This is a genomic window from Pseudomonas sp. Irchel s3b5, assembly GCF_900187435.1.
Lineage (GTDB): Bacteria > Pseudomonadota > Gammaproteobacteria > Pseudomonadales > Pseudomonadaceae > Aquipseudomonas.
Genome location: NZ_FYDY01000005.1, coordinates 1 through 13,299, shown reverse-complemented (window position 1 = coordinate 13,299; position 13,299 = coordinate 1). Strand labels below are relative to the sequence as shown.

General features: G+C 59.0%; 15 protein-coding genes, 1 tRNA gene and 1 pseudogene. 3 read left to right on the top strand and 14 right to left on the bottom strand.

Features of this window, described 5'->3' with window-relative positions:
- Positions 1-21 precede the first annotated feature (21 nt).
- The 7 genes from hscB to trmJ all read right to left on the bottom strand — a co-directional run bounded on the left by hscB (position 22) and on the right by trmJ (position 4,957).
- Positions 22-543 (bottom strand): co-chaperone HscB, encoded by a 522-nt coding sequence (gene hscB, locus CKW15_RS07315; RefSeq protein ID WP_095058586.1) that lies wholly within the window; start codon positions 541-543, stop codon positions 22-24.
- A gap of 8 nt (positions 544-551) precedes the next feature.
- Positions 552-875 carry an iron-sulfur cluster assembly protein IscA gene (iscA, locus tag CKW15_RS07310; RefSeq protein WP_003227904.1) on the bottom strand — a complete coding sequence of 108 codons (324 nt, stop codon included), beginning with the start codon at positions 873-875 and terminating at the stop codon, positions 552-554.
- A gap of 27 nt (positions 876-902) precedes the next feature.
- Positions 903-1,289: a Fe-S cluster assembly scaffold IscU gene (gene iscU / locus CKW15_RS07305; protein WP_007974006.1), complete on the bottom strand. Its 387-nt coding sequence runs from the start codon at positions 1,287-1,289 to the stop codon at positions 903-905.
- 101 nt (positions 1,290-1,390) lie between these two features.
- The gene (locus CKW15_RS07300) at positions 1,391-2,605 is read right to left on the bottom strand and encodes an IscS subfamily cysteine desulfurase (protein ID WP_095058585.1); all 1,215 of its coding nucleotides are present in this window, start codon (positions 2,603-2,605) and stop codon (positions 1,391-1,393) included.
- 50 nt (positions 2,606-2,655) lie between these two features.
- Entirely contained in the window at positions 2,656-3,147 is a 492-nt protein-coding gene (gene iscR / locus CKW15_RS07295; protein ID WP_003227911.1) for a Fe-S cluster assembly transcriptional regulator IscR, read from the bottom strand.
- 260 nt (positions 3,148-3,407) lie between these two features.
- Positions 3,408-4,184, bottom strand: a complete 777-nt coding sequence (gene cysE / locus CKW15_RS07290; RefSeq protein WP_095058584.1) for a serine O-acetyltransferase — start codon at positions 4,182-4,184, stop codon at positions 3,408-3,410.
- Between the two features lie 2 nt (positions 4,185-4,186).
- Positions 4,187-4,957, bottom strand: coding sequence for a tRNA (cytosine(32)/uridine(32)-2'-O)-methyltransferase TrmJ (gene trmJ, locus CKW15_RS07285; RefSeq protein WP_095151938.1), 771 nt, complete (start codon positions 4,955-4,957; stop codon positions 4,187-4,189).
- A gap of 146 nt (positions 4,958-5,103) precedes the next feature.
- Between trmJ and suhB the strand changes: the two genes are divergently transcribed.
- Positions 5,104-5,922 (top strand): inositol-phosphate phosphatase, encoded by an 819-nt coding sequence (gene suhB, locus CKW15_RS07280; protein WP_016984379.1) that lies wholly within the window; start codon positions 5,104-5,106, stop codon positions 5,920-5,922.
- A gap of 326 nt (positions 5,923-6,248) precedes the next feature.
- On the opposite strand, the gene CKW15_RS07275 is transcribed toward suhB, so the two are convergent.
- The 6 genes from CKW15_RS07275 to queA all read right to left on the bottom strand — a co-directional run bounded on the left by CKW15_RS07275 (position 6,249) and on the right by queA (position 12,350).
- A complete protein-coding gene (locus tag CKW15_RS07275; protein WP_095058582.1) occupies positions 6,249-6,797 on the bottom strand; it encodes a glycine zipper 2TM domain-containing protein in 549 nt (182 codons plus the stop codon).
- Positions 6,798-6,916: 119 nt separating this feature from the next.
- Positions 6,917-7,831 (bottom strand): protein translocase subunit SecF, encoded by a 915-nt coding sequence (gene secF / locus CKW15_RS07270; RefSeq protein ID WP_095058581.1) that lies wholly within the window; start codon positions 7,829-7,831, stop codon positions 6,917-6,919.
- 9 nt (positions 7,832-7,840) lie between these two features.
- Complete coding sequence (gene secD, locus CKW15_RS07265) at positions 7,841-9,709, bottom strand: protein translocase subunit SecD (protein WP_095151937.1); 1,869 nt, start codon at positions 9,707-9,709, stop codon at positions 7,841-7,843.
- Between the two features lie 64 nt (positions 9,710-9,773).
- Positions 9,774-10,112 (bottom strand): preprotein translocase subunit YajC, encoded by a 339-nt coding sequence (gene yajC, locus CKW15_RS07260; protein ID WP_007916913.1) that lies wholly within the window; start codon positions 10,110-10,112, stop codon positions 9,774-9,776.
- Positions 10,113-10,155: 43 nt separating this feature from the next.
- Complete coding sequence (gene tgt, locus CKW15_RS07255; protein WP_160387208.1) at positions 10,156-11,271, bottom strand: tRNA guanosine(34) transglycosylase Tgt; 1,116 nt, start codon at positions 11,269-11,271, stop codon at positions 10,156-10,158.
- Between the two features lie 14 nt (positions 11,272-11,285).
- A complete protein-coding gene (gene queA, locus CKW15_RS07250; RefSeq protein WP_095151936.1) occupies positions 11,286-12,350 on the bottom strand; it encodes a tRNA preQ1(34) S-adenosylmethionine ribosyltransferase-isomerase QueA in 1,065 nt (354 codons plus the stop codon).
- A 106-nt stretch (positions 12,351-12,456) separates the two neighbouring features.
- On the opposite strand from queA, the gene CKW15_RS07245 reads away from it, so the two are divergent.
- A tRNA-Leu gene (locus CKW15_RS07245) sits at positions 12,457-12,541 on the top strand.
- 160 nt (positions 12,542-12,701) lie between these two features.
- Complete coding sequence (locus tag CKW15_RS07240) at positions 12,702-13,031, top strand: hypothetical protein (RefSeq protein WP_095058578.1); 330 nt, start codon at positions 12,702-12,704, stop codon at positions 13,029-13,031.
- Positions 13,032-13,120: 89 nt separating this feature from the next.
- On the opposite strand, the pseudogene CKW15_RS07235 reads toward CKW15_RS07240, so the two are convergent.
- Positions 13,121-13,299, bottom strand: a pseudogene (locus CKW15_RS07235) (IS256 family transposase); the annotation flags it as partial.

Here is a 13,299-nt window from a genome sequence, read left to right as displayed (position 1 = left end):
TGCGACCGGAGCGGCACTGGGTTAATCGTCGAGGCGCTCTTCTAACTGGCGCACTTCGTAGGTGAGCTTGTCGAGGAACTGCATGCGCCGCATCAGGCGTTCGGCCTGTTCGCGTTGCGCGGCATCGTTCCAGCAAGCCGAGAAGCTTTGGTTCAGCCGATCCTGGGCTGCCTTCAGGCGACGCTTGAAGACGGCAACGCCATTCAAGTCTGCGCTGTCCTGCAGGTCTTCGAGCTCTTCGCGCAACTCCATCTGTTGCAGCAGAAACTCCGGATCATGCACCGTGACCTCCAGCGGCAGCTCGCCACCATTCAAGGCGAGCAGGTAACGCGCGCGCTTGGGTGGGTTCTTGAGCGTCTGATAGGCCTCGTTGAGGCTCGCGGATTGCTCCAGCGCCAGCCGCTGCTCACGCTCGGAAGCGTCGGCGAAGCGGTCCGGATGAACACTGCGCGCCAACTCACGGTAGCGCGTAGCCAGCTGATCGAGATCCAGATCGAAACTCGGTTGCAGCTCAAATAAAGCGAAATGACAAGGAGTACCCACGACAAGCCTCAGATGTTGAAGCTTTCGCCGCAGCCACATTCACCGCGCACGTTGGGGTTGTTGAACTTGAAGCCTTCGTTCAACCCTTCCTTGACGAAATCGAGCTCGGTGCCGTCCAGGTAGGCCAGGCTTTTCGGGTCGATAATCACTTTTTCACCGTGACTTTCGAACACCTGATCCTCTGCAACCACCTCGTCGACAAACTCCAGCACGTAGGCAAGGCCGGAACAGCCTGTGGTGCGAACACCCAGACGAATCCCTTCACCTTTGCCGCGCCCGTCGAGGGAGCGCCGCACGTGTCGAGCAGCCGCTTCTGTCATGCTGATAGCCATCGGTGACTCCTTACTCGTCGCCAAAAATCAGATCAAGCCTTTCTTCTGCTTGTAGTCGCGAACGGCCGCTTTGATAGCGTCTTCAGCGAGTACGGAGCAGTGAATTTTCACTGGCGGCAGGGCCAGTTCTTCAGCCAGCTGAGTGTTCTTGATGGTTTCTGCTTCGTCCAGGGTCTTGCCCTTCATCCACTCGGTGGCGAGGGAGCTGGAAGCGATAGCCGAACCGCAGCCGTAGGTCTTGAACTTGGCATCTTCGATGATGCCGGCGTCGTTGACCTTGATCTGCAGACGCATCACATCGCCGCACGCCGGAGCGCCGACCATGCCGGTGCCGACATCAGGATCTTCCGCGTCCATCTTGCCGACGTTACGCGGGTTTTCGTAGTGGTCGATGACCTTTTCGCTGTAAGCCATGATTCTAAATCCTCACTCATCAGGGCCGCTCTTGAGACCCTGTAGTTACGCTGCGTTTACCGCCGCGCTGCTACAGGACCTGTATCCGGCGGCTTCTTTGTTTAGTGTGCCGCCCACTCGATCTTCGAGATGTCGACGCCGTCTTTGTACATGTCCCACAGCGGCGACAGAGCGCGCAGCTTGGTAACGGCCTCGCAGACTTTCTGCGCGGCGTAATCGATTTCTTCTTCGGTGGTGAAGCGGCCGAAGGTGAAGCGGATCGAGCTGTGTGCCAGTTCGTCGTTGCGGCCCAGGGCGCGCAGTACGTACGAAGGCTCCAGGGACGCCGAGGTGCAGGCCGAACCGGACGAAACCGCCAGATCCTTGAGCGCCATGATCAGCGACTCGCCTTCAACGTAGTTGAAGCTCAGGTTCAGGTTGTGCGGAACGCGGGCGGTCAGGCTGCCGTTGACGTACAGCTCTTCCAGGTGCTCGACCTGCTTGTAGAAGCGGTCGCTCAACGCCTTGATGCGCACGTTCTCGCTCGCCATGTCTTCTTTGGCAACACGGAACGCTTCACCCATGCCTACGATCTGGTGAGTGGCCAGGGTGCCGGAACGCATGCCGCGCTCGTGACCGCCGCCGTGCATGGTCGCTTCGATGCGCACACGCGGCTTGCGGCTGACGTACAGCGCGCCGATGCCTTTAGGACCGTAGGTCTTGTGGGCGGAGAACGACATCATGTCGACTTTCAGCTTCTGCAGGTCGATCTCGACCTTGCCGGTGGACTGAGCGGCGTCGACGTGGAACAGAATGCCCTTGGAGCGGAGCAGTTCGCCGATCGCTGCGATGTCGTTGATGGTGCCGATTTCGTTGTTCACGTGCATGACCGAAACCAGGATGGTGTCGTCGCGCAGTTCGGCTTCGATCATCTCAGGGGTCACCAGGCCATCGGTACGAGGCTCGATGTAGGTCACTTCGAAACCTTCACGCTCCAGTTGGCGCATGGTGTCGAGGACAGCCTTGTGCTCAATCTTGGTGGTGATCAGGTGCTTGCCTTTGGTGGCATAGAAATGCGCCGCACCCTTGATTGCCAGGTTGTCGGACTCGGTGGCACCGGAGGTCCAGACGATTTCACGCGGATCGGCGTTGACCAGGTCGGCGACCTGACGACGGGCGTTTTCAACGGACTCTTCAGCTTTCCAGCCGAACACGTGGGAACGGGACGCCGGGTTACCGAAGTTTCCGTCGACCAGCAGGCATTCACTCATTTTTTGCGCAACACGCGGATCAACCGGGGTGGTCGCAGAGTAATCAAGGTAAATCGGCAATTTCATGGACTATCTCCTAAATCAGGCTGGCTGTCGTGCCGCTAGCTCTTCGGCTGTCATTCGACGGCGGACGCTTCAATCTTGTCCAGGCGTGGCGCCTTGCTGTTGCAACGGCGCTGGTCCTGACGCTGGGCTACTTCTTGCACCTCACGGCGAGTCACAAGGTCAGCCAAGCTGATACCGCTCAGAAATTCGTGAATCTGCAAGCTCAGGTCGCACCACAAGTGGTGAGTCAGGCAAGTGTCACCGGAGTGGCAATCACCCTGGCCCTGGCATTTGGTTGCATCGACCGATTCGTTCACCGCATCGATCACCTGGGCGACCTGGATACCCTGCATGTCGCGTGACAGCTGGTAACCGCCGCCTGGACCCCGGACGCTGGACACCAGATTGCTGCGGCGCAATTTGGCGAAAAGCTGCTCGAGGTAGGACAGGGAGATGCCTTGGCGCTCGGAGATATCGGCCAGGGACACGGGCCCGTGCTGCGCGTGCAACGCCAGATCGAGCATGGCGGTCACGGCGTATCGGCCTTTTGTAGTCAGTCGCATGGACAATTACCACGGAGTTCGGAATGGGGCGAGTATGCAATTCCCGAGTATTTAAGTCAACTATAAGACCTAGTACTTTAGTCAGGATTACCCGCAAAAGAGCGGGCGCATCATAGCAGGGTCTGCGGCTTAATGGCACACCGGTCAGCGCTCTGCCATTACCTGATTGCGACCCGCAGGAGCTGCCGCAGGCCGCGATCTTTTGATCTTGCCCTTTTAAGATCAAAAGATCGCAGCCTTCGGCAGCTCCTACAGTGACATCAACCGGCTTTGCTTTCGTCTTTGTCTTTTACGCAGGCGAAGTCTTCTTCGCGCAGCTCAGGCAGATCTTTCGCACAGTAATTACTGCCCAGATCCTTCAACGCCCCGCACATCCCCTCCAGACGCCCATCGACCGCCTGCAGGTGATCGAGCAGCTGACCAATGGCACGCGCCACCGGGTCAGGCATGTCTTCAGTCACGCCGTAGGCATCGAAGCCGATTTTCTCGGCCATGGCTTTGCGCTTGGCGTCCTGCTCTTCGTCGGGCTTGACGATGATCCGCCCCGGAATACCCACCACCGTGGCACCCGGCGGTACTTCCTTGGTCACGACCGCATTGGAACCGACCTTGGCCCCAGCACCGACCGTGAACGGACCGAGCACCTTCGCGCCCGCCCCGACCACTACGCCATCGCCCAGGGTCGGGTGGCGCTTGCCCTTGTTCCAGCTGGTGCCGCCGAGGGTCACACCCTGATAGATAGTCACGTCGTCGCCAATCTCGGCGGTCTCACCGATGACAATACCCATGCCATGGTCAATGAAGAAGCGACGACCGACTTTCGCACCCGGATGAATCTCGATCCCGGTCAACCAGCGACCGAAGTTCGACACCAGCCGCGCCAGCCATTTCAGGTCCGCGCGCCACAGCATTGCCGACAAACGGTGAATCCAGATGGCGTGCATGCCGGGGTAGCAGGTCAGGACTTCAAAAGCGTTACGCGCCGCCGGGTCTCGATGGAATACGCTCTGGATATCTTCACGCAAACGCTCAAACATCATTAATCCTTCCGATTAAGAAGCTCACCACGGGCCGCTTTTTGGGTTTCCGTGAGGATGCCACGCAAAATATTCATTTCCGCCCGGCTGACCGAGCTGCGTCCGTACAACCGGCGCAGGCGCGCCATCAAGTGCCGCGGTTTTTCCGGATCGAGGAATTCGATGGCCACCAGGGTTTGCTCCAGGTGCTCATAGAATCGCTCCAGCTCATCCATGGTCGCCAGCTCAGCGCTTTTGACCGAAGCCACTTCTTCCTTCTCGACCTTGCTTGGCTGACCTTGGGCCGCCAGCCATGACATGCGCACTTCATAACTCAACACCTGCACCGCCGCCCCAAGGTTCAGCGAGCTGAACTCAGGGTCTGATGGGATGTGCACGTGATAATGACATCGCTGCAGCTCTTCGTTGGTCAGGCCGGAATCTTCTCGACCGAACACCAGGGCGATCTCCGCCCCCTGCTCGGCCTCCTCGACCACTTTCGTGCCGCATTCGCGGGGATCGAGCAACGGCCAGGGAATGCGACGGTCGCGGGCACTGGTGCCGAGCACCAGATTGCAGCCGACCAACGCATCTTCCAACGTGGCGACGACTTGCGCGTTTTCAAGGATGTCACCGGCACCGGAGGCACGGGCATCGGCCTCGTGATGCGGGAACAGACGAGGCTCGACCAGCACCAGCCGCGACAGGCCCATGTTCTTCATGGCACGCGCAGCCCCGCCGATATTGCCCGGATGGCTGGTATTGACCAGGACGACACGAATGTTTTGCAGCAAGGGAGGCGCTCTCGAACACAATAATCGGGAGCGGAATCTTACAGCGCTCGCTACCGTTAAGCCATGAAAGCGAACGTCGTCCTTCTCCTGTAGAAACTTTCTGATAGAATGCTCGGCTTTCTTTAACAACCTTAGGTGACACATCCATGCAGCCCATGCTGAATATCGCGCTGCGCGCCGCCCGCAGCGCCAGTGAATTGATCTTCCGCTCCATCGAGCGCCTGGATACCATCAAGGTCGACGAAAAAGACGCCAAGGATTACGTATCCGAGGTGGATCGCGCCGCTGAACAGAAAATCATCGACGCCCTGCGCAAGGCTTACCCGAACCACTCGATCCGCGGTGAAGAGACCGGCCTGCACGCCGGCACCGGCATCGAAGGCGAAGAATACCTGTGGATCATCGATCCACTGGACGGCACCACCAACTTCCTGCGCGGCATTCCTCATTTCGCTGTCAGCATCGCCTGCAAATACCGCGGTCGTCTTGAGCACGCGGTTGTTCTGGACCCGGTTCGCCAGGAAGAATTCACCGCCAGCCGTGGTCGCGGCGCTCAACTGAACGGTCGTCGCCTGCGCGTCAGCGGCCGCACCAGCCTGGACGGCGCCCTGCTGGGTACCGGCTTCCCGTTCCGTGACGACCAGATGGACAACCTCGACAACTACCTGGGCATGTTCCGCGCCCTGGTTGGCCAAACCGCCGGCATCCGCCGCGCTGGCTCGGCGAGCCTGGACCTGGCCTACGTGGCTGCCGGCCGTTTCGACGCGTTCTGGGAGTCGGGCCTGTCCGAGTGGGACATGGCAGCAGGCGCCCTGCTGATTCAAGAAGCCGGCGGCCTGGTGAGCGACTTCACCGGTGGTCACGACTTCCTTGAAAAAGGCCACATCGTTGCCGGTAACACCAAGTGCTTCAAGGCAGTTTTGACGGCCATCCAGCCGCACCTCCCGGCCTCGCTGAAGCGCTAAGCGTCCAGCGACAGAAAAAGCACCCTTCGGGGTGCTTTTTTTATGCCTGGAATTCACGATTCCCTTTGTAGGAGCCGGCTTGCTGGCGATTCCATCTGACATTCACTATTGATGTCGACTGTTACACCTAGATCGCCAGCAAGCCGGCTCCTACAGATCCAGCAATGCCCACCCCCTGTAGGAGCTGGCTTGCCAGCGATAGCGGTGCGTCAGGCAAACGGTGTGGCATCATTCGCCAGCAAGCCGGCTCCTACAGATCAGCAATAAGTTGCGCACACAAAAAAAGCACCCCGCAGGGTGCTTCTTTTTTAACCAGTGCCAGCAGATCAATGAGCCGTCTGATTCTCCGACAAGATCAACTTGCCTTCTTTATCCACCGGAATCTGGTTGCCCGGATCACGATCCATGCGCACTTTGCCTTCCTTGCCTTCCAACGAGTACCGCACGTCGTAACCCACTACCTTGTCACTGATGTCATTCACCGTATTACAACGGGTCTGAGTCGTGGTGTAGGTGTCACGCTCCTGCATGCCCTCCTGAACCTTGTTGCCGGCGTAACCGCCACCGACCGCGCCCGCAACCGTGGCAATTTTCTTGCCGCTGCCGCCGCCGATCTGATTACCCAGCAGACCACCCGCAAGTGCACCTACTACGGTACCGGCGATCTGGTGTTGATCTTTCACCGGCGCTTGCCGGGTGACCGCTACGTCCTTGCACACTTCACGTGGAGTCTTGATTTGTGTCTTGACCGGCTCAACGGCGAGTACTTGTGCGTACTCTGGGCCGCTTTTAACCAGGCTGTAGGTGGCGACAGCACCCCCGGCAGTTACACCGACAGCACCCAGCACAGCACCAACCAGCATCGACTTGTTCACATGAACCTCCTGACCATCACATGCGGAACATGTCCGCGCTTCTCCCTGCCTTGGAGCACAAAAAAAGGCGCGAGTTCAACTCGCGCCTTTTTGGACTACACCGCCAGGAGAACTTTCCTTCAAGGACGGTCGTCGACTTCCTTCTCGGTATTAACCGCAGGAATCAAATCCTCAGTGCTCAGGTTCAGCCAGATCAGCACCACGTTCGCGATGTAGATCGACGAGTAAGTACCCGCCAGAACACCGATGAACAGCGCGATGGAGAAGCCGAACAGGTTGTCGCCACCGAAGAACAACAGGGCCGCGATCGCCAGCAACGTGGAGATCGACGTCGCCATGGTCCGCAGCAGGGTTTGCGTGGTCGAGATGTTGATGTTCTCGATCAGGCTGGCCTTGCGCAGTACACGGAAGTTCTCACGAACCCGGTCGAATACCACGATGGTGTCGTTGAGCGAGTAACCGATGATCGCCAGTACCGCCGCCAGCACCGTCAAGTCGAAGGTGATCTGGAAGAACGACAGGATACCGATGGTCACGATCACGTCGTGAATCAGGGACACGATCGCACCGACCGCAAACTTCCACTGAAAGCGGAAAGCCAGGTAGATCAGGATGCCGCCCAGCGCCATCAGCATGCCGAGGCCGCCCTGGTCGCGCAGCTCTTCACCCACCTGCGGGCCGACGAACTCGACACGCTTGACCGTCGCCGGGTTCTCGCCACCCACCTTCTGCAAGGCCTCGGCCACCTGGTGACCCAGCTGCGGGTCTTCGCCAGGCATACGCACCAGCAGATCGGTGGTTGCACCGAAGTTCTGCACGATGGCGTCGTTATAACCGGCACTCACCAGCTGCTCACGCACCTTGGTGACGTCAGCCGGACGCTCGTAGGTCAGCTCGATGAGCGTACCGCCGGTGAAGTCCAGGCCCCAGTTCATGCCCTTGGTGGCGACGCTGAACAAGGCCAGCACCGTGAGGAACAATGTGACGCCGAACGCAAAGTTGCGAACGCCCATGAAGTTGATTGTACGTAACATGGCAGCCCCTTAAATCCACAACTTCTTGAAGTCACGACCGCCGAAGATCAGGTTGACCATCGCGCGGGTCACCATGATGGCCGTGAACATCGAGGTAAAGATCCCGAGGGACATGGTCACTGCGAAGCCCTTGACCGGGCCGGTGCCCATGGCAAAGAGGATGCCGCCGACCAGCAAGGTGGTCAGGTTGGCGTCGAGAATCGCGGTGAATGCCCGGCCGAAGCCTTCGTTGATTGCACGCTGCACCGACATGCCCGCGGCAATCTCTTCACGAATCCGCGAGAAGATCAGCACGTTGGCGTCGACCGCCATACCCATGGTCAACACGATACCCGCGATACCCGGCAGGGTCAGCGTTGCACCCAGCAGCGACATCAAGGCCAGCAGCAGCACCATGTTCACCGCCAGCGCGACGGTGGCGATGACGCCGAAGAAGCGGTAGATGGCCATGATGAACAGCGAGACGAACAGCATGCCCCACAGCGATGCATCGATGCCTTTGGTGATGTTGTCGGCACCCAGGCTTGGACCAATGGTGCGCTCTTCAGCGAAGTACATTGGCGCCGCCAGACCACCGGCACGCAGCAGCAGTGCCAGTTCAGACGATTCGCCCTGGCCGTTCAGGCCAGTGATGCGGAACTGAGCACCCAGCGGCGACTGAATGGTCGCCAGGCTGATGATCTTTTTCTCTTCCTTGAACGTCTGCACCGGCAAGTCTTTCTCGACGCCGTTGACCATTTGCTTGACGTAAGTGGTGACCGGACGCTGCTCGATGAAGATCACCGCCATGCTGCGACCCACGTTCGAACGGGTCGCACGGTTCATCAGCTCGCCGCCGTGACCGTCCAGACGAATGTTCACTTCCGGCGTACCCTGCTCACCGAAACCGGCCTTCGCGTCAGTGACCTGGTCACCCGTGATGATCAGGCCACGCTCGATCAGAGCCGGAGGACGGTTGCCCTCACGGAACTCGAAAGACTCGGAAGTGGCTTTCGAAGCACCAGGCTCAGCAGCCAGACGGAACTCGAGGTTGGCCGTCTTGCCGAGGATACGCTTGGCTTCGGCGGTGTCCTGCACGCCCGGCAGCTCAACCACGATGCGGTTGGCGCCCTGGCGCTGGACGATCGGTTCGGCAACACCCAGTTCATTGACGCGGTTACGTACCGTGGTCAAGTTCTGCTTGATGGAGTATTCGCGGATTTCCGCCAGCTTGGCCGGGGTCATCGCCAGACGCAGTACCGGTTGGCCATTGAGGTCGGCCGGAACAATGTCGAAATCGTTGAAGCTCTTGCGGATCAGCGTACGGGCCTGTTCGCGGGCTGCTTCATCAGTGAAGCCCAGCTGAATGGCACCATCGAGTTGCGGCAGGCTGCGATAACGCAGTTTCTCTTTGCGCAGCAGGCTCTTGACGTCGCCTTCGTAGACTTTCAGGCGGGCGTCGAGGGCTTTATCCATGTCCACTTCCAGCAGGAAGTGCACACCACCGGACAAGTCCAGACCCAGCTTCATCGGGTGCGCAGCGAGGTTGCGCAGCCATTGCGGGGTGGTTTGCGCCAGGTTCAGCGCGACGACGTAGTCATCACCCAATGCCTTGCGCACGACGTCTTTGGCCGGCAGCTGGTCTTCAGCCTTGGTCAGGCGAATCAGACCGCCCTTGCCGCCCTCTGCCAGGGTGGCAGCCTTGACGTTGATCCCGGATTCCTTGAGCGCAGCGCTCACTCGATCCAGATCAGCCTGATTGACTTGCAGCGCAGTGCTTGCACCGCTGACCTGAATGGCCGGGTCATCAGGATAAAGATTGGGAGCGGAATAAATCAGACCGACCGCCAGCACCGCCAGGATCAGAATGTATTTCCACAGAGGATATTTGTTCAGCATCACGCCGCCCGTTTATGACGCGGGGCGCCTTGCGCGCCCCGTCGATTGAAAATGAAGATGAAACTTAGATCGCTTTCAGCGTGCCTTTTGGCAGCGTGGCAGCGATGGCGCCTTTCTGGAATTTCATTTCGACGGTGTCGGAAACTTCCAGAACAACGAAATCGTCTGCAACTTTAGTGATCTTGCCGGCGATGCCGCCGGTGGTCACAACTTCGTCGCCTTTCTGCAGGCTGCTCAGCAGATTCTTCTGCTCTTTGGCGCGCTTGGCCTGTGGACGCCAGATCATCAGGTAGAAGATGACCAGGAAACCGACCAGGAAAATCCACTCGAAACCGCCGCCCATTGGGCCGGCAGCAGCAGGTGCAGCGGCGTCAGCCATGGCATTAGAGATAAAAAAGCTCATTTAGCACTCCAGTTGCAAATGTTGAATCTTGGGGTCAGTAAACTCAGTCCAAAGGCGGAACAGGTAACCCGCGTTTGGCGTAGAAGGCATCGACAAAGGCGGCCAATGTACCCTGTTGAATAGCCTCGCGCAAACCAGCCATAAGCACTTGATAATGACGCAAGTTATGGATGGTATTGAGCATGCTCCCGAGCATTTCGCCGCACTTGTCCAGGTGATGCAGATAAGCGCGGGAGAAGTTCTGGCAGGTATAGCAATCGCAGGTCGGATCGAGCGGCGAATCATCATGGCGATGGAACGCGTTTCGGATCTTCAGCACGCCGGTATCAATGAACAGATGCCCATTGCGGGCATTACGGGTTGGCATCACGCAATCGAACATGTCCACACCGCGGCGCACACCCTCAACCAGATCTTCCGGTTTGCCAACGCCCATAAGGTAACGAGGTTTGTCAGCCGGCATCATGCCCGGTAGGTAATCCAGCACCTTGATCATTTCGTGCTTCGGTTCGCCCACCGACAGGCCGCCGATGGCCAGACCGTCGAAGCCGATCTGATCGAGGCCTTCCAGGGAGCGCATGCGCAGGTCCTGGTGCATGCCGCCCTGCACGATGCCGAACAGCGCTGCCGTGTTTTCGCCATGGGCTTCTTTCGAACGCTTGGCCCAACGCAGGGACAACTCCATGGAAATACGCGCGACGTCTTCATCAGCCGGGTACGGCGTGCATTCGTCGAAAATCATCACGATGTCGGAGCCCAGGTCACGCTGGACCTGCATCGACTCTTCCGGGCCCATGAACACCTTGGCGCCATCGACCGGGGAAGCGAAGGTCACGCCCTCCTCCTTGATCTTGCGCATGGCGCCCAGGCTGAACACCTGGAAACCGCCGGAGTCGGTCAGGATCGGGCCTTTCCACTGCATGAAATCGTGCAGGTCGCCGTGCTTCTTGATCACTTCCGTACCCGGGCGCAGCCACAGGTGGAAGGTGTTGCCCAGAATGATTTCAGCGCCAGTCGCCTCGATATCCCGTGGCAGCATGCCCTTGACCGTGCCGTAGGTGCCCACCGGCATGAAGGCCGGGGTCTCGACGGTACCGCGCGGGAAGGTCAAACGACCGCGACGAGCCTTGCCATCAGTGGCCAGCAGCTCGAAAGACATACGACAGGTGCGACTCATACAGTTTCCTCTGGGCCCGATTCTTTAGGGGCAGTCGGCGCAGGATTACGCGTGATGAACATCGCATCACCGTAACTGAAAAAGCGGTAACCGTTGTCGACCGCGGCCTTGTAGGCAGCCATGGTCTCGGGATAACCGGCGAACGCCGAAACCAGCATCAACAGCGTGGATTCGGGCAAATGGAAGTTGGTGACCAGGGCATCGACCACATGAAACGGCCGGCCCGGGAAGATGAAAATGTCGGTATCGCCACTGAACGGCTTGAGCACGCCATCGCGGGCGGCGCTTTCCAGGGAACGCACGCTGGTGGTCCCCACGGCCACCACGCGACCACCGCGAGCGCGGCAGGCGGCAACGGCATCCACCACGTCCTGGCCGACTTCCAGCCATTCGCTGTGCATGTGGTGGTCTTCGAGCTTCTCGACGCGCACCGGCTGGAACGTGCCAGCGCCGACGTGCAGGGTCACGAACGCGGTCTCGACGCCCTTGGCGGCAATCGCCTCCATCAGCACCTGATCGAAATGCAGCCCCGCCGTCGGTGCCGCCACCGCACCCAAACGCTCGGCGTAGACGGTCTGGTAACGCTCGCGATCGGCGCCTTCATCCGGGCGGTCTATATAAGGAGGCAGCGGCATGTGCCCGACGCGGTCGAGCAGCGGCAACACCTCTTCAGCAAACCCCAGCTCGAACAACGCATCGTGGCGCGCCAGCATCTCGGCCTCGCCACCGCCGTCGATGAGGATCTTCGACCCAGGCTTGGGCGACTTGCTGGAACGCACATGGGCCAGCACGCGATGACTGTCGAGCACCCGCTCCACCAGGATTTCCAGCTTGCCGCCGGAAGCCTTCTGGCCAAACAGCCGCGCCGGAATCACCCGGGTATTGTTGAACACCATCAAGTCGCCGGGACGCAAATGCTCCAGCAAATCCGTGAATTGACGGTGTGCCAGGGCGCCGCTGACCCCATCCAGGGTCAACAGGCGACTATTGCGACGCTCGGCCAAAGGGTGGCGGGCGATCAGCGAATCAGGGAGCTCAAAAGTAAAGTCAGCAACGCGCATGATGGGGTGTCGTCTAGCAGGGCCGGGAAGTCTAGCGGAAATATCAAAAATTCTCCATGTACCTGATTGACCAGCGGTTATCTCATCTCTATACTCCGCGGCCATTGCCCTGATGGCGGAATTGGTAGACGCGGCGGATTCAAAATCCGTTTTCGAAAGGAGTGGGAGTTCGAGTCTCCCTCGGGGCACCAAAATTAAGAAAGGTCTTGCTTAGCAAGGCCTTTTTTTTCGCCCGCGATAAAGCCCCTGACACCCCACACACCCTGTGGGAGCCAGCCTGCTGGCGATGCTTTTGCCCCTTGCCCTTACACACCACCCGCACCGCCGGAACATTTCACAAGGATTCCCCCCATGGAATTACACCTGGAAACCGTCGCCCTCTTCTCCCTCAAACTGGCTTATGAATCGGAAGATTCAAGCCCGATTTTGCGTGACGATCTGGTCATGGGTGATTACCAGCGGGATGTGTTTGAGTTGCTGGTGCGGCGAGGGGATATTGAGGGGATTCAGGTGAAGGTGGGTGAGTGTGTGGGGTTGGCGCTGGAGGCTATTGGGGGTGTGGATAAGCCGTTGGGGCGGGAGTTGGGGAGGTTGGCGGGGGAATTTGCCGGGGTTCAGACGATGGAGCAGCTTGATAGTCCGCTAATTGCGCTCAAGGATTATCTGAAAGATATTCAATGAATGAAGGCGGGCGACCTAAAAAACGGGACGGGACTGTCAGATATTTTGTGTGCAGGCCGGTACGGCCTGCCGTTAGGCAGGCCATGCTTTTACCAGGTTGGCCTGATAAATCGATCTCCGTACAGAATCGCGAATTGATTCATCGCACTTTTCCAGTCATGGGCCGCTGAGCCCCAGTTTGCTGTGATGTTGCGCAGCCCAAGCCAGATCAGTTTTGTCGCCGCATCGTCGGTTGGGAAGTGACCTCGGGTCTTGATGATCTTGCGCA